The organism is Baekduia soli, assembly GCF_007970665.1.
GTDB lineage: Bacteria > Actinomycetota > Thermoleophilia > Solirubrobacterales > Solirubrobacteraceae > Baekduia > Baekduia soli.
Genome location: NZ_CP042430.1, coordinates 746,423 through 764,137, shown reverse-complemented (window position 1 = coordinate 764,137; position 17,715 = coordinate 746,423). Strand labels below are relative to the sequence as shown.

Sequence of the window (17,715 nt, the reverse complement as noted above, 5' to 3'; positions counted from 1 at the left end):
GGCTGCCCGCCGACCTGCCCACCCATGAGGGCCTGCCGCGCGACCGCGCCTCGCGCGAGCCGCACGCTCGCGCGGCTCCGGGTGCCCGCTTCGACCGTCGCGGAGGCCACGCTTCGATAGAAAGGACCGATGCCCGCGCCCGCGCTCGCCGTCCTGGACGGCCAGGTCCTCCCCGCCGACGAGGCTCGGCTCCCGGTCACCGATGAGGGGCTGCTGCGCGGTGACGGCGTCTTCGAGGTCCTGCGGGTCTACGGCGGGCGGCCGTTCGCCGTCGAGGACCACCTGCGCCGCATGGCCCGCTCGGCGGCCAACCTGCGGCTGGAGCTCGACACCGAGGCGCTGCGCGCCGACCTCGTCGCGCTGCTGTCCGCGGCCGGAGCGCTGGACGGGTGCGTGCGTCTGCTCGTCACCCGCGGCGGGCGGCGGATCGGCCTCGTCGAGCCGCTGAAGGGCAGCTCGCAGCCGCTGGCGCTGGCCTGCATCGAGTACGTCCCGCCTCGCGTGCTCGACGAGATCAAGTCGCTGAGCTACGGGGCCAACATGCTCGCCACGCGCCTGGCGCGGGAGCGCGGGGCCGACGAGGCGCTGCTGGTCAGCCCGCACGGACGCGTCCTGGAGGGCCCGACGTCGACCCTGTTCGCCTCGCTGGACGGCACGTCGCTGGTGACGCCGCCGCTCAGCGACCGGGTCCTGGACTCCATCACGCGGCGGCGGCTGCTGGCCGTGCTGCCTGTCGCCCGTGAGGAGGTCGTCACGCGCGACGAGCTGCGCGGGGCGCGCGAGGCGTTCCTGGCCTCGACGACGCGCGAGGTGCAGGCGATCGCCACCATCGACGGCGAGCCGCTGCCCTCCGTGCCTGGTCCTTTGACCGAGGCGGCGGCGCGCGCGTTCGCCGACCATGTGCGCCATGAGCTGGAGCACTAGGTGAAGATCGTCACCGTCATCGGCAACCGCCCGCAGTTCGTCAAGGCCGCGGCGGTGTCGCGGCTGCTGCGCGAGCGCCACGACGAGGTGCTCGTCCACACGGGTCAGCACCACGACGACGAGCTGAGCACGATCTTCTTCGAGGAGCTCAGCGTGCCGCGGCCCGACCTCGAGCTGCACATCGCCGGCGGCACGAACACCGACCAGACCGGGCGCATGCTGGCCGACATCGGCCCGCTGCTGGCCCGCGAGCGCCCCGACGTCGTCCTCGTCTACGGCGACACGAACTCGACGCTGGCGGGTGGCCTGGCCGCCGCCCAGGCCACGATCCCGGTCGTGCACATCGAGGCCGGGATGCGCTCGTTCGACCGCACGATGCCCGAGGAGCTCAACCGCGTCCTCACCGACCACCTCTCCGACGTGCTGCTGTGCCCGTCGCAGACCGCGGTGGACAACCTGCGTCGCGAGGGGGTCGCCGGGCGCGTGGAGCTCGTCGGCGACGTCATGGTCGACGTGGCGATGCTGTTCCAGCCGCGGGCCAAGGCCGACCTCGGGCCGCTGCGCGACGCCGGCGTGGCGCCGGGGGAGTTCGTGCTGGCCACGTCGCACCGCGCGGCCAACGTCGACGATCCCGTCCGCCTGCGCCGCCTGGTGGACCTGCTGCTGGCCGTCGGCGAGCCGCTCGTGCTGCCCCTGCACCCGCGCACCGGGGCACGCCTGGACGCCGCGGGCTGGCTCGACGAGCTGCAGGCCGCCGAGCACGTGTCGCTGACGCCGCCGCTGGGCTACATGGCCTTCACCTCGCTGCTGACGAACGCCCGGGCGGTCCTCACCGACTCCGGCGGGGTGCAGAAGGAGGCCTACCTGGCCGCGGCGCCGTGCGTGACGATGCGCGACACGACGGAGTGGGTCGAGACCGTCGAGGCGGGGTGGAACGTGCTCGTCGACCTCGACGCCGACGCCGCCCTGTCCGCGCTGCACCACACGCCGCCGTCCGAGCGCCCGCAGCTCTACGGCGACGGACGCGCGGGCGAGCGCGTCGTGGCCGCCATCGGCTGACGACCGCTGCGGCCCGCCGGCACTCGGCGATCTCTCAGGCGATGTGGGGGCCCGTGCTCAGGGTCGCCGGTCACGCTGGGCGGCGTCCCGCGGGGTCCCTCGCGGGACGAGCCAAGGAGAACCACACGTGTCCCAACCCATCAAGAAGGTGCTGGCCGGGGTCGCCGGCCTTGCGGCCCTCGCCCTCGGCGGGGCGGCGCTCGCCGGTGCCGCGACGTCGTCGAGCACCACCACGCCCGGCGGCACCACGACCCAGGGGCGCCCGAGCTTCCCCGCGCCCGGCACGGCGACGCACGAGGACGCCGAGAAGCCCGTCACGGGCGACGCGGCCGACAAGGCCAAGGCCGCCGCGGTGACGAGCGTCGGCAGCGGCAGCACCGCGGGCGCGGTTACCACCGACTTCCCCGGCACGGGCTACGAGGTCACGGTCACCAAGGCCGACGGCGCCAAGGTCGAGGTCCACCTCGGCAAGGACTTCACGGTGATGCAGCGTGGTCCCGGCGGCCGCGGCCCCGGCCGGCCGCACGGCCGCCCCGACGGCGATGGCCCCGGCGGGCCGGGCCTGTCCTCGGGGTCCTATCCGGGCCCGGGCTCGGGCGCGAGCGCCTCGGGCTCGACCACCTGACGCTGATCGGGACGGATCAGGCAGGCGGCTCGACGTGGGGCCCGGTCCGCCGGGCCCCACGTGCGCCGCTCCCTAGGGCCGTGCGTCCAGGGCGCCGGCGCCGGGGGCGATGACCGACCCCGGGTCGCGCCCCGCGCCCTCGGGGCGCCCGATGCGCCGCACCGGCACGCCCTCGAAGCGGGCGGCGTCCAGGATGCCGCGGCCGTCGACGACGACGGTGACGCCCGGCAGGTCGGCGGCCGAAAGCTGAGCGTAGGCGGAGTGGTCGGCCTGCACGACGGCGGCGTGCACCGGGCCGCCGTCCCAGGGGGCGAAGCCCAGCGCCGTCAGGTCGCCGTCGTCGTAGAGCGGGTCGGCCGCCACGACGTCGGCGCCGCGGTCGGCCAGCACGTCGCGCAGCGCGAACGCGCCCGAGAACGCGGTCTCCCGCACGCCGCCGCGGTAGGCGACGCCGAGGATGAGCACGCGGCGCCCGGTCACCTCGCCCAGCAGCCCGGCGGCGTAGGCGGGCATCTCCTCGTTGATCTCCCGGGCGGCCAGCGGCAGCCGTGCGCCGGCGTCGCCGGCCAGCAGGAAGCGCGGGTACACCGGGATGCAGTGGCCGCCGACGGCGATCCCCGGCCGGTGCACGTGGGAGTAGGGCTGGGAGTTGGCCGCGTCGATGACCGAGAGCACGTCGATGCCGAGCCGGTCGGCGTAGCGCGCCAGCTCGTTGGCGAACGCGATGTTGATGTCGCGGTAGGTCGTCTCGGCGAGCTTGCTGAGCTCGGCGGCCTCCGCGGAGCCCAGCCCTCGCACCTCGGCGTCCAGGAACGCCGCGTAGCGGGCGATGCCCTGCGTCTCGCCCTCGGGCCCGAGGCCGCCGACGAGCTTGGGGTAGGCGTCCAGGTCGGCGATCGCCCGGCCGCTGAACACGCGCTCGGGGCTGAAGACGGTGTGGAAGTCGCGCTCGCCGACCAGGCCGCTGCGCGCCGCCAGCGCGGGGGCGACGCGGCCGCGCGTCGTGCCGACGGGCACCGTGGTCTCGACGGAGACGACGGGCGCGCCGCCGATGGCCCGGGCGCCCGCGGCCAGCCCGCGGCCGATGTCCTGCACGACGGCGTCCAGCGTGCGCCAGTCCGGCCGCGCGGCGCCGTCGACGAGCAGCGGCGGCACCGCGACGATCAGGTCGGCGCCCTGCGCCACCGCGGCGGCGGTGTCGGCCACGGCGCGCAGGCGCCCGTCGCCGACGGTGGCCTCCAGCGCCTCGGCCAGCCCGGCCTCGTTGGGGAACGGCGGGCGCCCGGCGTTGACGGCCTCGACGACGCGCGGGTCGACGTCGGCGCCGACGACCTCGTGGCCGGCCAGGGCGATCCGCGCCGCCAGCGGCAGCCCGACCTTCCCGAGGGCGACCACTACCGCGCGCATGTCGGGCCCTCCTCGGCGCGTGTTGCCCCGGCGACGACGACCGCCTTCATGCGGCGGCCGGCGCCAGGGCCACCGTCTCGCCCGTCGCCGCGCTGGCCAGGACAGCCTCGGCGACGGCGACGGTCTCCAGGCCCTCCTCGAGGGTCACGGTGGCCGCGCCGGGGTCGCCGGCGACGAGCGCGCAGAACGCCTCGAGCTCGACGACCAGCGGCTCGCGGCGCGTCAGCGCGTAGCGCGTCATGTCGCCCTCGGCCACGCCGCGCATGGCCTGCATGGCCGGCCAGCCCGTCGTGGCGACCTGGCCGTTCTCGTAGAACGTGAGGTCGGCGGTCAGCGTGTCGGCGACGAGCATGCCGCGCTCGCCGAGCACGCGCGTGCGGCGCACCTTCGTCGGCGAGAGCCAGTCCACGACGCTGCTGAACGCCACGCCGCCCTCCAGGCGCCCCGTCACGAGGACGAGGTCCTCGTGCTCGCGGCCCATGCGGTGCTGGGTCTCGGCCGCGACGCGCTGCACCGGCGAGCCGCCGAGCCAGCGCACCAGGTCGAGGTCGTGGGTGGCGAGGTCCTTGACCACGCCGATGTCGCGCACGCGGTCGGGGAACGGGCCGACGCGCTCGGTGGCCACGACGAAGACCTCGCCGAGTTGGCCGGCCTGGACGCGGCGGCGCAGGTCCACCAGCGCGGGGTTGCAGCGCTCGACGTGGCCGACGGCCGCCCGGACCCCGGCGGCGCGGACGAGGTCGATGACCGCGCGGGCCTGCTCGGTCGTCGCCGCGACGGGCTTCTCGACCAGGACGTGGACGCCGGCGGCCGCCAGCTCGCGCACCGCGGTCAGGTGCTCCTCGGTGGGGACGGCGACCACCGCGAAGTCCGGCGGGCCGCCCGGCGCGGCGAGCAGCCCGGCGACCGTGGCGTGCAGCAGCGCGGGGTCGCGCAGCGTCCCGTGGCGGTCGCCGCCGGGATCCACGGCGCCCGTGAGGCGCATGGCGGGATGGGACTGGAGGATGCGGGCGTGGTGGCGGCCCATCATGCCGAGGCCCAGCACCGCGCCGCGAAGCGGTTGGTGGCTTCCCACGGCCCGACTAGGGTATCCGGCATGATCGACGGCGCCGTCCCCGGACTCGTGCTCAGCCCGGAGGCCCGCATCGGACGCGACGTGGCCTTCGGGGCCAACGTCGTCGTGCACGCCGGCGTGGTGCTCGGCGACGGCGTCTCCGTCCAGGACGGGGCGATCCTGGGCAAGCCGCTCGTGCTCGGCCCGACCTCGACCGCCTCGCGCGAGGCGCCGCCCCCGCTGCGCGTCGGCGACGGCGTGCGGATCTGCGCCGGCGTGATCCTCATGGAGGGCGCCGAGCTGGGCGACGGCGTGATCATCGGCGACCAGGCCTACGTGCGCGAGCGCGCGCGGATCGGCGCGGGCTCGATCATCGGCCAGGGCTCGACGGTCGACAACGACACCGTCGTGGGCGAGCGGGTGCGCATCCAGTCGCGCGTGTACGTCACGGCCTACATGACGATCGAGGACGACGTCTTCATCGGCCCCGGCGCGGTCATGACCAACGACGACGCGATGGGCCGCCACCCGCGCGGCGAGCCGCTGCGCGGCCCCACGCTGCGCCGGGCCTGCCGCATCGGCGGCGGCTCGACGCTCGTGCCCGGCGTGGAGATCGGCGAGGAGGCGTTCGTCGCCGCCGGCGCCGTGGTGACCAACGACGTCCCGCCGCGCGCGCTGGTCATGGGCGTCCCGGCGCGCGTCGTGCGCCAGGTCGCCGACGCCGAGCTCGTCGAGAACTGGCGCCGGTAGGGGAACGCCGGCCCAGGGGCCGGGCTCCCTCACAGCGGGTGTCGGCCCATGGGGCCGGACCCGCGGCTGCGTCACCTGTGTCGCTAGGAGGTGGCCGACGCCGCGCGCATGGCGTCGGCGGCCAGCGCGGAGTCCTTGGCGGCCTCGGTCCAGATGATCTGCTCGCGGCCCGGCCCCACGCCGATGAGGACGATCGGCACGCCGACCGCCGCCTCGACGTAGGCGAGGTAGTCGCGGGCGGCCTGCGGGAGGTCGGCCTCCGCGCGGATCTCGCTGAGGTCCTCGCTCCAGCCGGGCAGCGACTCGTACTCGCCCTTGGCGTGGTGCAGCACCGACTGGTGGTAGGGGAAGGTGTCGGTGACGAAGTCCTGGTCCTTCGTGCCGCGGTAGCGCGTGCACACCTTGATCGTGTCGAATCCGCTCAGCACGTCGAGCTTGGTGACGGCCAGGGCCGACAGCGAGTTCAGCCGCGCGGCGTAGCGCAGCGCGACGACGTCGAGCCAGCCCGTTCGGCGCGCACGGCCGGTGGTCGTGCCGAACTCCGCGCCCTTCTGGCGGATCTCCTCGCCAGCCTCGTCTTCGAGCTCGGACGGGAACGGCCCGGCCCCGACGCGCGTGGCGTAGGCCTTGGTCACGCCCCAGACCTCGGAGATGTCGCGCGGGCCGACGCCGGCGCCGACGGCGGCCGCACCGGCCACCGGGTTCGACGAGGTCACGAAGGGATAGGTGCCGTGGTCGATGTCCAGCAGCGCGCCCTGGGCGCCCTCGAAGAGGACGTGCTTGTCCTCGTCCAGCGCCCGCCAGGCCAGCGCGGAGGTGTCGGCGATGTGCTGCTCGAGGCGGTGGCCGTAGGTGAGGTACTCCTCCGTCATCGCCTGGAGGTCGATCTCGCGCGAGAACGGGCGCAGCTGCTGGCGCTTGGGCTCCAGCGCCGCGGCGATCTTCTTCTTGAGGATCCGCTCGTCGAGCATGTCCTGCACGCGGATGCCCAGCCGCGCGGCCTTGTCCGCGTAGGCCGGGCCGATGCCGCGCTTGGTGGTGCCGATGAGGTTCTTGCCCAGCTTGTGCTCGCCCTCCATGTCCAGGAGCAGGTGGTAGGGCATGATCAGGTGCGCGTTGGCCGACAGCTTCAGCCCGCCGACGTCGACCCCGCGGGCCCGCAGGTCGTCGATCTCCGAGCACAGGACGGCCGGATCGACGACGACGCCGTTGCCGATGACGCAGGTGCGCCCCGGGTACAGGATCCCGGACGGGATGAGGTGGAACTTCCACGTCTCGCCCGCGTGGATGATGGTGTGGCCGGCGTTGTTGCCGCCCTGGAAGCGGACGACGACGTCGGCCCGCTCGGCGAGCAGGTCGATGACCTTGCCCTTGCCTTCATCGCCCCACTGGGCGCCCACGACGACGGTGCCTGGCATGTCCGGGGAAGTGTAGGCGGCGCGGCCGTCAGGCCACGTCCCACCGCGCGGGCGAGACGTCGGCCGGCTCGGGCTCGGCGAGCCCGAACGTCTGGCGGCGCAGGTCGGCGCCGGTCACCGGGAGGACCTCGCACATCTCCTCGAGCCGGGAGACGGTGCGCTCGTTGATCTGCTCGGCGAGATCGTCGCGCTCCAGGTTGGTGGTGATGATCACCGCCCGCTCGTCCTCGTAACGGGTGTTGATGAGCGCGTAGAGCTGCTCGAGGACCCAGGCGCTGGTCTTCTCGGCGCCGACGTCGTCGATGTGCAGCAGGTCGACGGAGGCCAGCCGGTCCAGCAGGTCGGTGTACGTGCCGGGGCTGTCGTCGTCGAAGGTGGTGCGGATCTCGGCCAGCAGGCGCGGCAGCGAGTAGATCGCGACGGAGCGGCCGGCGTCCAGCGCGGCGCTGGAGACCAGCATGGCCAGCGACGTCTTGCCCGTCCCGACCGGCCCGTAGAGCCAGAGGCCCTCGCCGGCGTCCAGGCGCGCGTCGAGGTCGCGGACGTAGGCGCGGACGCGCGCGACGATCCCGTCGCGGATCGTCGTGATCGGCGGGCGGTCGAACGAGACTCCGCGGTACTTGCGCGGGATGACGGCCGAGAGCCCGCGGGCGCGGGCGGTGGCGACGACCTGGCCGCGGCAGCGGCAGAACGACGCGGTCCGCGCGGCCTCGTCGACGAGGATCCCCGAGCCGTCGCAGGCCCCGAACGGGCAGGAGCGCGCCACTACGCCGCCCGCTGGAGGCCGAGGAACCGCGGGTACTCGCCCTGGAAGGTCAGCGGCACGTCGCCGAGGCCGCCGTTGCGGTGCTTGGCGATGATGAGGTCCGCCTCGCCCGGCCGGTCGGTGTTCTCGTTGTAGTACTCGTCGCGGTAGATGAACATGACGAGGTCGGCGTCCTGCTCGATCTGGCCCGACTCGCGCAGGTCGGACAGCATCGGGCGCTTGTCGGTGCGCGACTCCACGCCGCGGGAGAGCTGCGACAGCGCGATGACGGGGACCTCGAGCTCGCGGGCGAGGATCTTCAGCCCGCGGGAGACCTCGCCGATGGCCTGCACGCGGTTGTCCTGGCGGGCGTCGGTGCGCAGGAGCTGGAGGTAGTCGACGATGATCATCCCGAGACCGCCGTACTCGGCCATCGTCTGCTGGTGCAGGCGCCGCGCCTTCGCGCGGACCTCGAGGATGCCGATGTCCGACGAGTCGTCGACGAACAGCGGCGAGGTGTCGTAGCGCGCCGCCGTCTCCAGGACGCGCTGCCACTTGCGCTGGTCCTTGAGGCGGCCCTTGCGCAGGTCGTCGCCCTTGATGGAGGCCTGCGACGCGATGAAGCGCTGGGCCAGCTCGGACTCCGACATCTCCAGGCTGAACAGGGCGACGGGCCGCGGGCGGTCCTGGCTGAGCGCGACGTTCTCGGCGAAGTTGGTGACCAGGGCCGACTTGCCCATGGACGGTCGGGCGGCCACGATGATCATGTTGCCCGGCTGGAAGCCGCCGGTGATCTCGTCGAGGTCGTGGAAGCCCGAGGGGGTGCCGGTCAGCGAGCGGCCCTCGGTCGACAGCTCGTGCCAGCGGTCCAGCTCCTCGTGGAGCACCTCGCCGACGCGACGGAAGTCCTTCTGGCGGTCGTCGCGGCCGACCTCGAGCATCGCCTTCTCGGCGAACTCGACGATGTCGCGCGGCAGGCCCTCGTGGTTGTGCACCGAGGACTGGATCTCGTAGGTCGCCGTGAGCAGCTTGCGCAGCAGCGACATCTCGCGGACGATCTGGCCGTAGCGGCGCAGGTTGCCGACCGCGGGCACCGCGGCGGTCAGCGCATCGATCTCCGCGGGGCCGCCGGCGTTGTCCAGCGCGCCGCGGGCCCGGAGGTGCTCGGTGACCGTGACGACGTCGATGGGCTCGCTCTCGTTGTAGAGCTCGAGCATCGACCGGTAGATGACCTGGTGGCGCTCCCGGTAGAAGTCCTCGGGCCGCAGGCCCTCCTCGATGACGTAGGCGTAGTGGACCTTGTCGGAGAGCAGCACGGCGCCGAGGACGGACTGCTCGGCCTCGATGGAGTGCGGCGGCGCCATGCCCTGGGTGGTCATGGCCGGCACGTCTTGGGGGTAGGCGCTCACGGGGCGATCGAACGTAGCGCGCCGGCAGGCGGCATGGACGGGCCCTTGCCGCAAACACGAGCGATTTCGTGACGGGCCCGCCGGCGGGCGCCGCGGAGCCGTCGCACAACGACGACGGCGCCCCGTGGGGCGCCGTCGGCCAAGCATGGTGCGGCGGGAGGCTCAGGCCTCGGTGACCATCACCTTGACGGTGGCGGTGACGCCCTCGTCGACCTCGAGCACGACCTGGTAGGTCCCGACGTTCTTGATCGGGTCCTCGAGGTGGATCTTGCGACGGTCGACCTCGATGCCGCGGGCCTCCTTGATCGCCTCGGCCAGGTCCTGGTTGGTGACCGAGCCGAACAGGCGGCCGTCCTCACCGGCCTGCTGGGCGATGGTGAGCACGGTCTTGTTGAGCTGCTCGGCGTGCTCCTGGGCCCGGGCGCGGCGGCCGGCGGCCTCGCGGTCATGGGCCTCCTGGGAGCGGCGCGCCTCGTTGACCGCGCCCTTGGTCGCCGGGGCGGCCAGCTTGCGCGGGATCAGGAAGTTGCGGAGGTAGCCCTTCGACACGTCGACGACGGTGCCACGGGCACCGACGCCCTCGACGTCCTTGAGCAGGATGGCCTCGGGCACGGCTAGTCCCGGTCCCGATCCCGGTCGCGCCCGCCGCGGCGGCCGCCGACGCTCTCGGAGGCCGGCTCGGCCGCGTAGGGCAGCAGCGCCAGCTCGCGGGCGCGCTTGACGGCCGTCGCGATCTGGTTCTGGTGCCGGCGGCAGGCGCCGGTGATCCGCCGGGAGCGGATCTTGCCGCGCTCGGAGACGAACCGGCGCAGCTCGGTGACGTCCTTGTAGTCGACCTGCTCGATCTTGTCCTTGCAGTACGGGCAGGGCTTGCGCCGGCCGCTGCCGGGGCCGCCCTTCTTGTCCCTGCGTCGGGACGGCTTCGTAGCGGTCTTGCGCTGCTTGGCCACGGTGCTTGAAGTCCTCTGTCGGTGAAGTCCGAACGTGCGAAACGCGCCTTGGGGCAGGCGCGCGAACCCACAGTGTGACAAACCCGGAGCCGTGCCGGGTTTCGGGTCGGCCCCGAACCGGCCTCAGGCGTCCCCGTCGTCGGTCAGCACGCCGATGCCGAGGGCGGCCGCCAGCAGCCCGGCGTGCTCGACGAGGTCGGGCCAGGGCAGGGCCGCGCCGCGCAGGTCGGCCGCGGAGCGCAGGCCCGCCAGGCGGCAGCCCTCGAGCTCGACGCGGTCCAGCCGCGCCTGCCCGAACGCCGCCTCGGTCAGGTCGCAGCGCTCGAAGCGCACGTCGCGCAGCCAGGCCTGCTCGAACGACGCCTCGCGCAGGTCGCAGTCGCGCAGGAGCACGCGGTCCAGCCGGGCGCCGGCCAGCACGGCGTAGGACAGTCCGCACCCGTCGAGCAGCACGTCGCGCAATCGGGCCTCGACGAGCTGGGCGCCCGTGAGCCGGCTGCGGCGCAGCTCGGTGCGCGTCAGCTCGGCGCCCTGGAGGTCGGCGTTGGCGAGGTCGGCGTCGGTCAGCTCGGTGTCGGAGACGTGCAGCGCGTGCAGGTGGGCACCCGCCAGGCTGCCGAGCACGTGGCAGGCCTCCAGCGTGGCCGCCCGGGCCCGCAGGGGCTCGGGCGGACGGCCCGTGAGGGCCAGGGCCTCCCAGAGCCCGTCGTCGGCCAGCGGGGTCACGGCGAGGTCGGCCGCCTCCAGCGCGACGGCCGGCCGCGGCGCCGCCGGCGCCTGCGCGCGCGTCAGGCCGCCCATGACGCAGCGAGCCCCCGGCGCGCGTGGCGCCGGGGGCTCGGGTGCGACGTCGCGTGGGCGATGGCGCTCAGAACGGGATGTCGTCGTCGGCCGGCGCCGGCGCCGGGGCGTTGCCGCCGCCGGTCGACGCACCCGCCGGGGCGAAGTCGCCCGTGTCGACGGGGACGTCGGAGCGCGGCGTGAACCCGCCGCCACCACCGCCCGCACCGTCCTCGCGGCCCCCGAGGAACTGGACGGAGTCGGCGATGATGTCGATGGCCTGGCGCTTGTTGCCCGCCTGGTCCTGGAACTCGCGCCATTCCAGGCGCCCGTCGACGGCGACGGGACGGCCCTTGGACAGGTAGCGCGCGGCGTTCTCGCCCTGCGCGCCCCAGACCGTGACGTCGAAGTAGTTGGGCTTGTCCTCCCAGTCGCCGGTCGCGTTGTTCTTGCGACGGGTGTTGCAGGCGACGCGGAGCTTGCAGACCGAGGTGCCGCTCGGCAGCGAGCGCAGCTCCGGGTCGGCGGTGAGATTGCCGGTCAGCACGACGCGGTTGATGTTCGTGGCGGCCACGCTGTGGCTCCTTTCGGGGGCGAACTTCGAAGTGTGCGGCGAGTCTAGGGGCCGGTCCGGACCGGACCGCCGGACTCCGTGGAGTTTGGGGGCTTTCGTTGCAGGGTCGCCGCGGACGGCGGCGATCTGACGCGCCCCAGGACGACGACAGCGCCGCGGAGGCGGCGCTGCGGGTCCTGCCGGGGTGGGCGCTGGCGCTACAGGCGCTCGACGGGCGCCGACTCGGCCGGCGCCTCGGCCACGGGCTCGGCGGCGGCGCGCAGGTCCGGCGGCGGCGGCGTGCCGGCGCGGAGCTTGATGACGCGGAAGCGCACGACCCCGTCGGTGATCCGCAGGTAGCGGCTCAGCGCGGCCGGGACCTCCGGGCCGCCCTGGAACTGGAGCAGGTGGTACTCGGCGTCGTTCTTGTGGCGGATCTCGAAGGCGGTCCGGCGCACGCCCCAGTCGTGCGTGCCGACGACGGTGGCGCCGTTGGTCTGCAGGATGCGCTCGGCTTCGGCGAGCACCTTGCTCTTCTGGTCGTCCGGCGCAGCCGTGTCGAGCAGGAGCATGAGGTCGTACGTGGGGTTCTGAGCAGGCATAAGAAGTCGCCCCGAGGGCGGCGGACGACTATAGCGGCTCGCGTCCGCCCGGCGACGCCCGGGGGGCGGGAACGTGCTCGGCCGGCCCTGTGGAGGTCGTGCTCGATCTCCTGCATCGCATCCGCTGGTCCAACGTGGGCCGGGCCGCCGCCGTGCTGACGGCGATCGCGCTCGTCGTCGCCTGGCCCCGCCTGCGCTCGGCGCCGCTGCTGCCGCCGGCCGCCCCGCCCCCGGTCGCGGGGGCCGCCCAGCGCGCGGCCCCCGTGGCCCTGCCGCCGTCCTCGCTCCCGTCGCGCCGGCGGCCCGCCGCGCGACGCGCCCGGGGCGCCGCGCCGCGGCCCGCGCCCCATCCGCGGCGCCACCGGCGCCGGCGCCACCGGCGCCACCGGCGCGCTCCGCCGCCGCCGGCCGCCGCGCCCGCCGTCGCGGCGCCGCCGGCCGCCGCGCCGCTCCCCGACCCCGGCGCGGAGTTCGCGCCGTGACCGCGCTCAGGCCTCGACGCCCGCCTTCTTGCGGATGTCGGCGATCTGCTCGTCGATCCAGTCGCCGGGGTCGCGCGAGGTGATGATGGCCTGCAGGCCCTCGGCCCTGCGCGCGCGCTCGCCGGGGCCCATCGTCAGGGCGGCGTGGATCGAGTCCGCCAGCTCCTGGATGTCGAACGGGTTGACGCTCAGCGCGAACTCGCCGAGCTCCTCGTGGGCGCCGGTGTTCTCCGACAGGATGGAGACGCCGTGGCGCTCGTTGACCATCGGCCCCTCCTTGGCGACCAGGTTCATGCCGTCGAACATCGCGTTGACGAGCAGGACGTCGTAGTTCTTGTAGGCCGCGACGGCCTCCTCGAGGTCGTCCTTGAGCTTGAGCTGGATCGGCATCCAGTCCGGCGTCCCGTGGCGGTGGTTGACGACGGCCACGATGGCCTCGATGCGCTCGAGGTACTCCGCGTACTCCGGCACGTCGGTCCGCGACGGCATGAGCTGGGCCACGAACGTCACGCGCTCGCTGAACTCGGGGTGCTGCTCGAGGAACAGGTCGAACGCCGTGAACCCGCGCAGCACGTTCTTGGACAGGTCGGCGCGGTCGACGCGCAGCACGAGGTGCTCGCGGCGCCGGCGCAGCAGCTCGCGCTCGAGCTCGTCGACCCGCGCGGACTGGGCCGTGCGCCGGATCGCCTTGGCGTCGATGGGCAGCGGGTAGGCGCGGACCCACACCTCGCGGTCCTCGAAGCGCACGATGCCGGCCTCGAAGTCGACCTCGACGTTGTCGAGCAGGTCGCGGCAGCACTGCAGGAAGTTCCACCGGTAGGAGCGCGTGTGGAACCCGATGATGTCGTTGGCCAGCAGGCCCTCGTAGATCTCGCGGCGCACGCCGCGGGGCAGCACGCGCCACGCGTCGGGCTGGGTCCACGGGATGTGCACGAAGTGGTGCAGGAACGCGTCGGGGCGCGCGCGCCGCACGAGCGCCGGCAGCGTGTACAGGTGGTAGTCGTGGACCATCACGACCGGCTCGTCGATGCCCTCGATCTCCTCGACGACGGCCTTGGCGAGGTCCTCGTTGACGACGTTGTAGCCGAACTCGAACGCCTCGATCTCGTTGCGGCGCACGTCCGGGGCGTTGGACAGGTCCCAGAGGTAGTGCTGGATGAACCACAGCATCGGGTTGGCGAAGATGTTGTAGAAGCGGTCGTAGGCCTCGGGGTCGCTCTCGACGAGGCGGACCTGGAAGTCGCCGTCGTCGGCCTCGATGCGGAACGACGTGCCGTCGGACTCCCGGGCCTTGCGGGCGTCGCCGTCGGTCAGCGCCGACGCGATCCACACGACCTCGCGATGGGAGGCCAGGCCGGTCAGGGCCGTGACCAGGCCGCCCGTGCCGCGCTTGAACCCGCCGTCGTCGCCGAAGGTGACCGGTCCCCGGTTGGAGACCAGGACCAGGGGTCGTCGTTCCTCGCTCATGGCTGCCACCCGCGCTTCATCGTCATCAGCTTCCCATCTTCGTGGCTCGGTGCGGATCGGCCGTACCCGGACGGGGCGCTTTCCACGGCCCCGGGGCCGGCGTGCGGCTCAGGGCGACTGCAGCGGCCGGGTGCCGAGCGTCACGGTCACCGTCCTGACGTGCCCGTCGCGCACGATCCGCATCCGGATGACGTCGCCCGGGTCGTGGGCCAGCAGGGCGGCGCTGACGTCGGAGTCCACGTGCACGGCGCGCCCGTCGACCTCCGTGATGATGTCACCGCCGATCCGCCACGGGGCCTCCTGGAACGTGCGGCGGTCGGTCCCCGCGCGCAGGCCCGCCCGGTCGGCGGGGCCGCCGGGGACGACGCCCTGCACGTAGGCGCCGCGGTCGGTCCCCAGGTCGAACTGCTCGGCGAGCTGCGGATAGACCTCCTTGGTGGAGACCCCGAGGTAGGCATAGCGCACGCTGCCGCGGGCGCGCAGCTGGTCCAGCGAGCGCCGCACGGCGTCGACGGGCACCGCGAAGCCCACGCCGCTGCCCTCGCCCGAGGTGGTGCGGATCTGCGAGTTGATCCCCAGGACGCGCCCGCGGGCGTCGAGCAGCGGGCCCCCGGAGTTGCCGCTGTTGATCGCGGCGTCGGTCTGCAGCGCGCCGGAGGTCTGGAAGCCCGTCAGCGACTGGATGTCGCGGTCGGTCGCCGAGATCACGCCGGTCGACAGCGACCGCTCCTCGCCGAACGGCGAGCCGATCGCCGCGACGGGCTCGCCGACCCGCACGTCGCGCAGCGAGCCCAGGACGAGCGGGTGCAGCGTGAGGCCCGCGGGGTCGACGCGCAGCAGGGCCACGTCGGCGAACGGGTCGAAGCCGACGACCCGGGCGCCGACCTGGTTGCCGTCGCCGAAGCGCACGAAGACCACGCCGGCCTTGCGGATCGCGCGGCCCTCGCCCGTCGTGACGACGTGGGCGTTGGTGGCGATCTCGCCGCCGGCGTCGAGCACGAACCCCGAGCCCAGACCGCCCTGGTCGGAGCCGCCGAAGCCCGACGCCACGATCGTCACCACGCCGGGGGATTCGCGGCGGTAGATGCCCTGGGGATCGAAGCCGGCCGGCGCGTCGCCGGCCTGCTGGACGACCTCCACGCGCGTCGTGCGCTCCAGCGTCCGCGGCGCGCCGCCCCCGCGGTCCGCGTCGCCCCCGCAGCCCGCCGCGGCGGCGGCCGCCGCGACCGTCGCCGCCAGCGCGGCCGCCCGGGCCGCCGCGCGCGTCATGCCGGCAGCTCCAGCGTGAACGTCGTGCGCCCGGCCTGGCTCTGGACGGCGAGGCTGCCGTTCATGCGCTCGGCCAACTCCCGGGCGATGGCCAGCCCCAGGCCCGACCCCTGGGCGTCGTCGGTGGTCACGAACGGCTCGAAGATCCGCGGCAGCATCGTGCGATGGATACCCGGTCCGAAGTCCCCGACGCCGAGCCGGGCGTGGTCGGCGCGCCGCGAGGCCGACACGACGAGGTCGGTCCCGGCCGGGGTGTGGGTGATCGCGTTGTCGATCAGGATCCGCATGACCTGGGCGACGCGCTCGGGATCGCAGTCGACGCGCACCGCGTCGCGCGGCAGGCGCAGCTCGACGTGCGAGCCGTGGGCGGCCAGTGCGGGTGCGAACTCGCCGGCGACGCGCCGGGCGATGTCGCCGAGATCGGTCTCCTCCGAGCGCAGCTCGAGCGACCCGGCCTCCAGGCGGGAGAGGTCGAGCAGGTCGGTGGCCAGCTTCTGCATCCGCAGGACCTGCTCGCGCAGCTGGGTGACGAACCGGCGCCGGTCGGCCTCGTCGAGGTCCTCCTCCTCGAGCAGCTCGAGGAACCCGCCGAGGCTGAACAGCGGGGTGCGCAGCTCGTGAGAGGCCGTGGCGATGAAGCGCTTGCGGGCGTCGTCGAGCTCGGCGAGCTGGAGCCGCATGGCCTCCAGCGTCCTCGCCAGGCGCCCGATCTCATCACGCGTGTCGACCGGGAAGCGCGCCGCCAGGTCGCCCTCGGCGACGCGGGCGGCGACGCGCTGCAGGCGGTTGACGCGCGCCGACAGGGCGCGGGAGACCGCCATCGCGGCCAGGGCCGCGGCGACCAGCGCGATGACGGCGGCGGCCAGCAGCCGGTTGCGCACGACGGCCACCGTGTCGGCGATGTCGTCCAGCGGACGCGACCAGACGATGACCGAGCCGATGACCCAGCGCCGCGTCTGCGGGTCGCGGTAGCGCAGCGGCAGCGCCGCCTCGCCGATCCGTCCGGCGTCCCCGGCCTCCGTGCCGACCGCTGGACGGCCCGTCCGCGCCGCCTGCACCGCGACGTCGAACTGCAGGTCGCGGATCTCGACCTCGGCGGTCGAGTCGGACTTCAGGAACGTCTCGACGTCGCCGGGCGTGCGCGCCACGCCCAGCAGCGTCACGCGCGAGGTCGTCTGGTCGGCCGCGTCGCGCACGAGGCGGTTGATGCGCCCCGCGGTGTCCCCGCGGTCGATGGCGGCGTCGATGGCCGCCGAGTTCTGGCGGGCCGTTTCGCGCAGCCCGCGCAGCTGGCGGTCGCGCAGCGCGCCGTCCAGCGACTGCAGCACCCCGAGCGCGACGACGCCGACCGCGACGGCGACGATCACGAAGACCAGCAGCGCCAGGCGGGTCCGCAGCGATCTCATGTCAGCGTCATCGGTGCGCTGTCGGCGCCCGTCAGGCGGCTGCGGGCGTGCGCCCGGGCGGCCCCGCCGCGGGCCGGGTCATCGCGCCTCGTCGCGGAACCGGTAGCCCACGCCGCGGACCGTGAACAGGTACTCGGGGTCCTTGGCGTCGGTCTCGAGCTTCTCGCGCAGATGGCGGATGTGGACGTCGATCGTGCGCGGATCGCGGTAGGCGCTGTCGCCCCAGATGCGGGTGAGCAGCATGTCGCGGGTGAACACGCGGCCCGGGTTGCGGGCCAGGGCGTTGAGGATCTCGAACTCCACGAACGTCAGCTCGACGGGCGTGTCGCGGACGCGCACGGCGCGCTTGGCGGGGTCGATCGACAGCTCGTGGACCGTCAGCGGCAGGTCCTCGGCCTCGGGCGGGTCGGTGACCGTCTGCATGCCGGCGCGGCGCAGGGCAGCCCGGACGCGGCTGCGGAACTCGCGCAGGGAGAACGGCTTGGTGATGTAGTCGTCGGCGCCGAGCTCCAGGCCGAGGACCTTGTCGATCTCCTCGGCCTTGGCGGTGAGCATGATGATCGGCACGTTGTGGCGCGCGCGGATCCGGCGGCAGACCTCCAGGCCGTCCATCCGGGGCATCATCACGTCGAGCACGACGAGGTCGAAGCGGCCCTCGCCGAACCGCGCCAGGGCCTCGCGGCCGTCGGCGGCCGTGGTCACCTCGTAGCCGTCCTTGCGCAGCGGGAAGCTCAGGAGCGTCTGGATCGACTGCTCGTCGTCCGCCAGGAGGATCCGGGGGGCGCGTTCGGCCATCGTCTGAGAGACACTGTAGG

At 74.1% G+C, this 17,715-nt stretch carries 19 protein-coding genes; 5 read left to right on the top strand and 14 right to left on the bottom strand.

Features of this window, described 5'->3' with window-relative positions:
- Positions 1-129: 129 nt before the first annotated feature.
- From FSW04_RS03500 to FSW04_RS03490, 3 genes are all read left to right on the top strand, one after another.
- Complete coding sequence (locus FSW04_RS03500) at positions 130-924, top strand: aminotransferase class IV (RefSeq protein WP_146916303.1); 795 nt, start codon at positions 130-132, stop codon at positions 922-924.
- Positions 925-1,983, top strand: a complete 1,059-nt coding sequence (gene wecB / locus FSW04_RS03495; RefSeq protein WP_146916301.1) for a non-hydrolyzing UDP-N-acetylglucosamine 2-epimerase — start codon at positions 925-927, stop codon at positions 1,981-1,983.
- Between the two features lie 127 nt (positions 1,984-2,110).
- The gene (locus FSW04_RS03490) at positions 2,111-2,608 is read left to right on the top strand and encodes a PepSY domain-containing protein (RefSeq protein WP_146916299.1); all 498 of its coding nucleotides are present in this window, start codon (positions 2,111-2,113) and stop codon (positions 2,606-2,608) included.
- 72 nt (positions 2,609-2,680) lie between these two features.
- On the opposite strand, the gene FSW04_RS03485 is transcribed toward FSW04_RS03490, so the two are convergent.
- Entirely contained in the window at positions 2,681-4,015 is a 1,335-nt protein-coding gene (locus FSW04_RS03485; protein ID WP_146916296.1) for a nucleotide sugar dehydrogenase, read from the bottom strand.
- A 46-nt stretch (positions 4,016-4,061) separates the two neighbouring features.
- Positions 4,062-5,090 carry a Gfo/Idh/MocA family protein gene (locus FSW04_RS03480; RefSeq protein ID WP_146916294.1) on the bottom strand — a complete coding sequence of 343 codons (1,029 nt, stop codon included), beginning with the start codon at positions 5,088-5,090 and terminating at the stop codon, positions 4,062-4,064.
- Between the two features lie 21 nt (positions 5,091-5,111).
- On the opposite strand from FSW04_RS03480, the gene FSW04_RS28095 reads away from it, so the two are divergent.
- Positions 5,112-5,819, top strand: a complete 708-nt coding sequence (locus tag FSW04_RS28095; protein WP_146916291.1) for an acyltransferase — start codon at positions 5,112-5,114, stop codon at positions 5,817-5,819.
- A gap of 83 nt (positions 5,820-5,902) precedes the next feature.
- Here FSW04_RS28095 and FSW04_RS03470 read toward each other — a convergent pair whose 3' ends face one another.
- From FSW04_RS03470 to rpsF, 8 genes are all read right to left on the bottom strand, one after another.
- Positions 5,903-7,237, bottom strand: a complete 1,335-nt coding sequence (locus tag FSW04_RS03470) for an adenylosuccinate synthase (RefSeq protein ID WP_146916289.1) — start codon at positions 7,235-7,237, stop codon at positions 5,903-5,905.
- A 28-nt stretch (positions 7,238-7,265) separates the two neighbouring features.
- On the bottom strand, positions 7,266-8,003 hold the full coding sequence (locus tag FSW04_RS03465) for an ATP-binding protein (RefSeq protein WP_146916287.1): 738 nt from the start codon (positions 8,001-8,003) through the stop codon (positions 7,266-7,268).
- On the bottom strand, positions 8,003-9,391 hold the full coding sequence (gene dnaB, locus FSW04_RS03460) for a replicative DNA helicase (protein ID WP_228430856.1): 1,389 nt from the start codon (positions 9,389-9,391) through the stop codon (positions 8,003-8,005). The genes FSW04_RS03465 and dnaB overlap by 1 nt, the downstream gene beginning before the upstream one ends.
- 162 nt (positions 9,392-9,553) lie before the next feature.
- Positions 9,554-10,003 carry a 50S ribosomal protein L9 gene (rplI, locus tag FSW04_RS03455; protein ID WP_146916284.1) on the bottom strand — a complete coding sequence of 150 codons (450 nt, stop codon included), beginning with the start codon at positions 10,001-10,003 and terminating at the stop codon, positions 9,554-9,556.
- Positions 10,004-10,005: 2 nt separating this feature from the next.
- Positions 10,006-10,341 (bottom strand): 30S ribosomal protein S18, encoded by a 336-nt coding sequence (gene rpsR, locus FSW04_RS03450; protein WP_146916282.1) that lies wholly within the window; start codon positions 10,339-10,341, stop codon positions 10,006-10,008.
- Positions 10,342-10,464: 123 nt separating this feature from the next.
- A complete protein-coding gene (locus FSW04_RS03445; protein WP_146916280.1) occupies positions 10,465-11,142 on the bottom strand; it encodes a pentapeptide repeat-containing protein in 678 nt (225 codons plus the stop codon).
- A gap of 67 nt (positions 11,143-11,209) precedes the next feature.
- The gene (locus tag FSW04_RS03440; protein WP_187369216.1) at positions 11,210-11,695 is read right to left on the bottom strand and encodes a single-stranded DNA-binding protein; all 486 of its coding nucleotides are present in this window, start codon (positions 11,693-11,695) and stop codon (positions 11,210-11,212) included.
- A 197-nt stretch (positions 11,696-11,892) separates the two neighbouring features.
- Positions 11,893-12,246 (bottom strand): 30S ribosomal protein S6, encoded by a 354-nt coding sequence (gene rpsF, locus FSW04_RS03435; RefSeq protein WP_187369215.1) that lies wholly within the window; start codon positions 12,244-12,246, stop codon positions 11,893-11,895.
- Between the two features lie 128 nt (positions 12,247-12,374).
- Between rpsF and FSW04_RS03430 the strand changes: the two genes are divergently transcribed.
- Positions 12,375-12,758 carry a hypothetical protein gene (locus FSW04_RS03430; protein WP_146916274.1) on the top strand — a complete coding sequence of 128 codons (384 nt, stop codon included), beginning with the start codon at positions 12,375-12,377 and terminating at the stop codon, positions 12,756-12,758.
- Positions 12,759-12,764: 6 nt separating this feature from the next.
- Here FSW04_RS03430 and FSW04_RS03425 read toward each other — a convergent pair whose 3' ends face one another.
- The 4 genes from FSW04_RS03425 to FSW04_RS03410 all read right to left on the bottom strand — a co-directional run bounded on the left by FSW04_RS03425 (position 12,765) and on the right by FSW04_RS03410 (position 17,695).
- Positions 12,765-14,225 carry an alpha,alpha-trehalose-phosphate synthase (UDP-forming) gene (locus FSW04_RS03425; RefSeq protein WP_146916272.1) on the bottom strand — a complete coding sequence of 487 codons (1,461 nt, stop codon included), beginning with the start codon at positions 14,223-14,225 and terminating at the stop codon, positions 12,765-12,767.
- A 108-nt stretch (positions 14,226-14,333) separates the two neighbouring features.
- Positions 14,334-15,494 carry a S1C family serine protease gene (locus FSW04_RS03420; RefSeq protein ID WP_146916270.1) on the bottom strand — a complete coding sequence of 387 codons (1,161 nt, stop codon included), beginning with the start codon at positions 15,492-15,494 and terminating at the stop codon, positions 14,334-14,336.
- Positions 15,491-16,900 carry a sensor histidine kinase gene (locus FSW04_RS03415; protein ID WP_146916268.1) on the bottom strand — a complete coding sequence of 470 codons (1,410 nt, stop codon included), beginning with the start codon at positions 16,898-16,900 and terminating at the stop codon, positions 15,491-15,493. The genes FSW04_RS03420 and FSW04_RS03415 overlap by 4 nt, the downstream gene beginning before the upstream one ends.
- A 78-nt stretch (positions 16,901-16,978) precedes the next feature.
- Entirely contained in the window at positions 16,979-17,695 is a 717-nt protein-coding gene (locus FSW04_RS03410) for a response regulator transcription factor (protein ID WP_146916266.1), read from the bottom strand.
- Positions 17,696-17,715 lie beyond the last annotated feature (20 nt).

What these genes read in the sequence shown, in the direction of transcription:
- FSW04_RS03500 (WP_146916303.1), top strand. Translation starts at nt 130, where the DNA reads ATGCCCGCGCCCGCGCTCGCCGTCCTGGACGGCCAGGTCCTCCCCGCC.
- FSW04_RS03485 (WP_146916296.1), bottom strand. Translation starts at nt 4,015, where the DNA reads ATGCGCGCGGTAGTGGTCGCCCTCGGGAAGGTCGGGCTGCCGCTGGCG.
- FSW04_RS28095 (WP_146916291.1), top strand. Translation starts at nt 5,112, where the DNA reads ATGATCGACGGCGCCGTCCCCGGACTCGTGCTCAGCCCGGAGGCCCGC.
- FSW04_RS03470 (WP_146916289.1), bottom strand. Translation starts at nt 7,237, where the DNA reads ATGCCAGGCACCGTCGTCGTGGGCGCCCAGTGGGGCGATGAAGGCAAG.
- FSW04_RS03445 (WP_146916280.1), bottom strand. Translation starts at nt 11,142, where the DNA reads ATGGGCGGCCTGACGCGCGCGCAGGCGCCGGCGGCGCCGCGGCCGGCC.
- rpsF (WP_187369215.1), bottom strand. Translation starts at nt 12,246, where the DNA reads ATGCTCCTGCTCGACACGGCTGCGCCGGACGACCAGAAGAGCAAGGTG.
- FSW04_RS03425 (WP_146916272.1), bottom strand. Translation starts at nt 14,225, where the DNA reads ATGAGCGAGGAACGACGACCCCTGGTCCTGGTCTCCAACCGGGGACCG.
- FSW04_RS03420 (WP_146916270.1), bottom strand. Translation starts at nt 15,494, where the DNA reads ATGACGCGCGCGGCGGCCCGGGCGGCCGCGCTGGCGGCGACGGTCGCG.
- FSW04_RS03415 (WP_146916268.1), bottom strand. Translation starts at nt 16,900, where the DNA reads ATGAGATCGCTGCGGACCCGCCTGGCGCTGCTGGTCTTCGTGATCGTC.
- FSW04_RS03410 (WP_146916266.1), bottom strand. Translation starts at nt 17,695, where the DNA reads ATGGCCGAACGCGCCCCCCGGATCCTCCTGGCGGACGACGAGCAGTCG.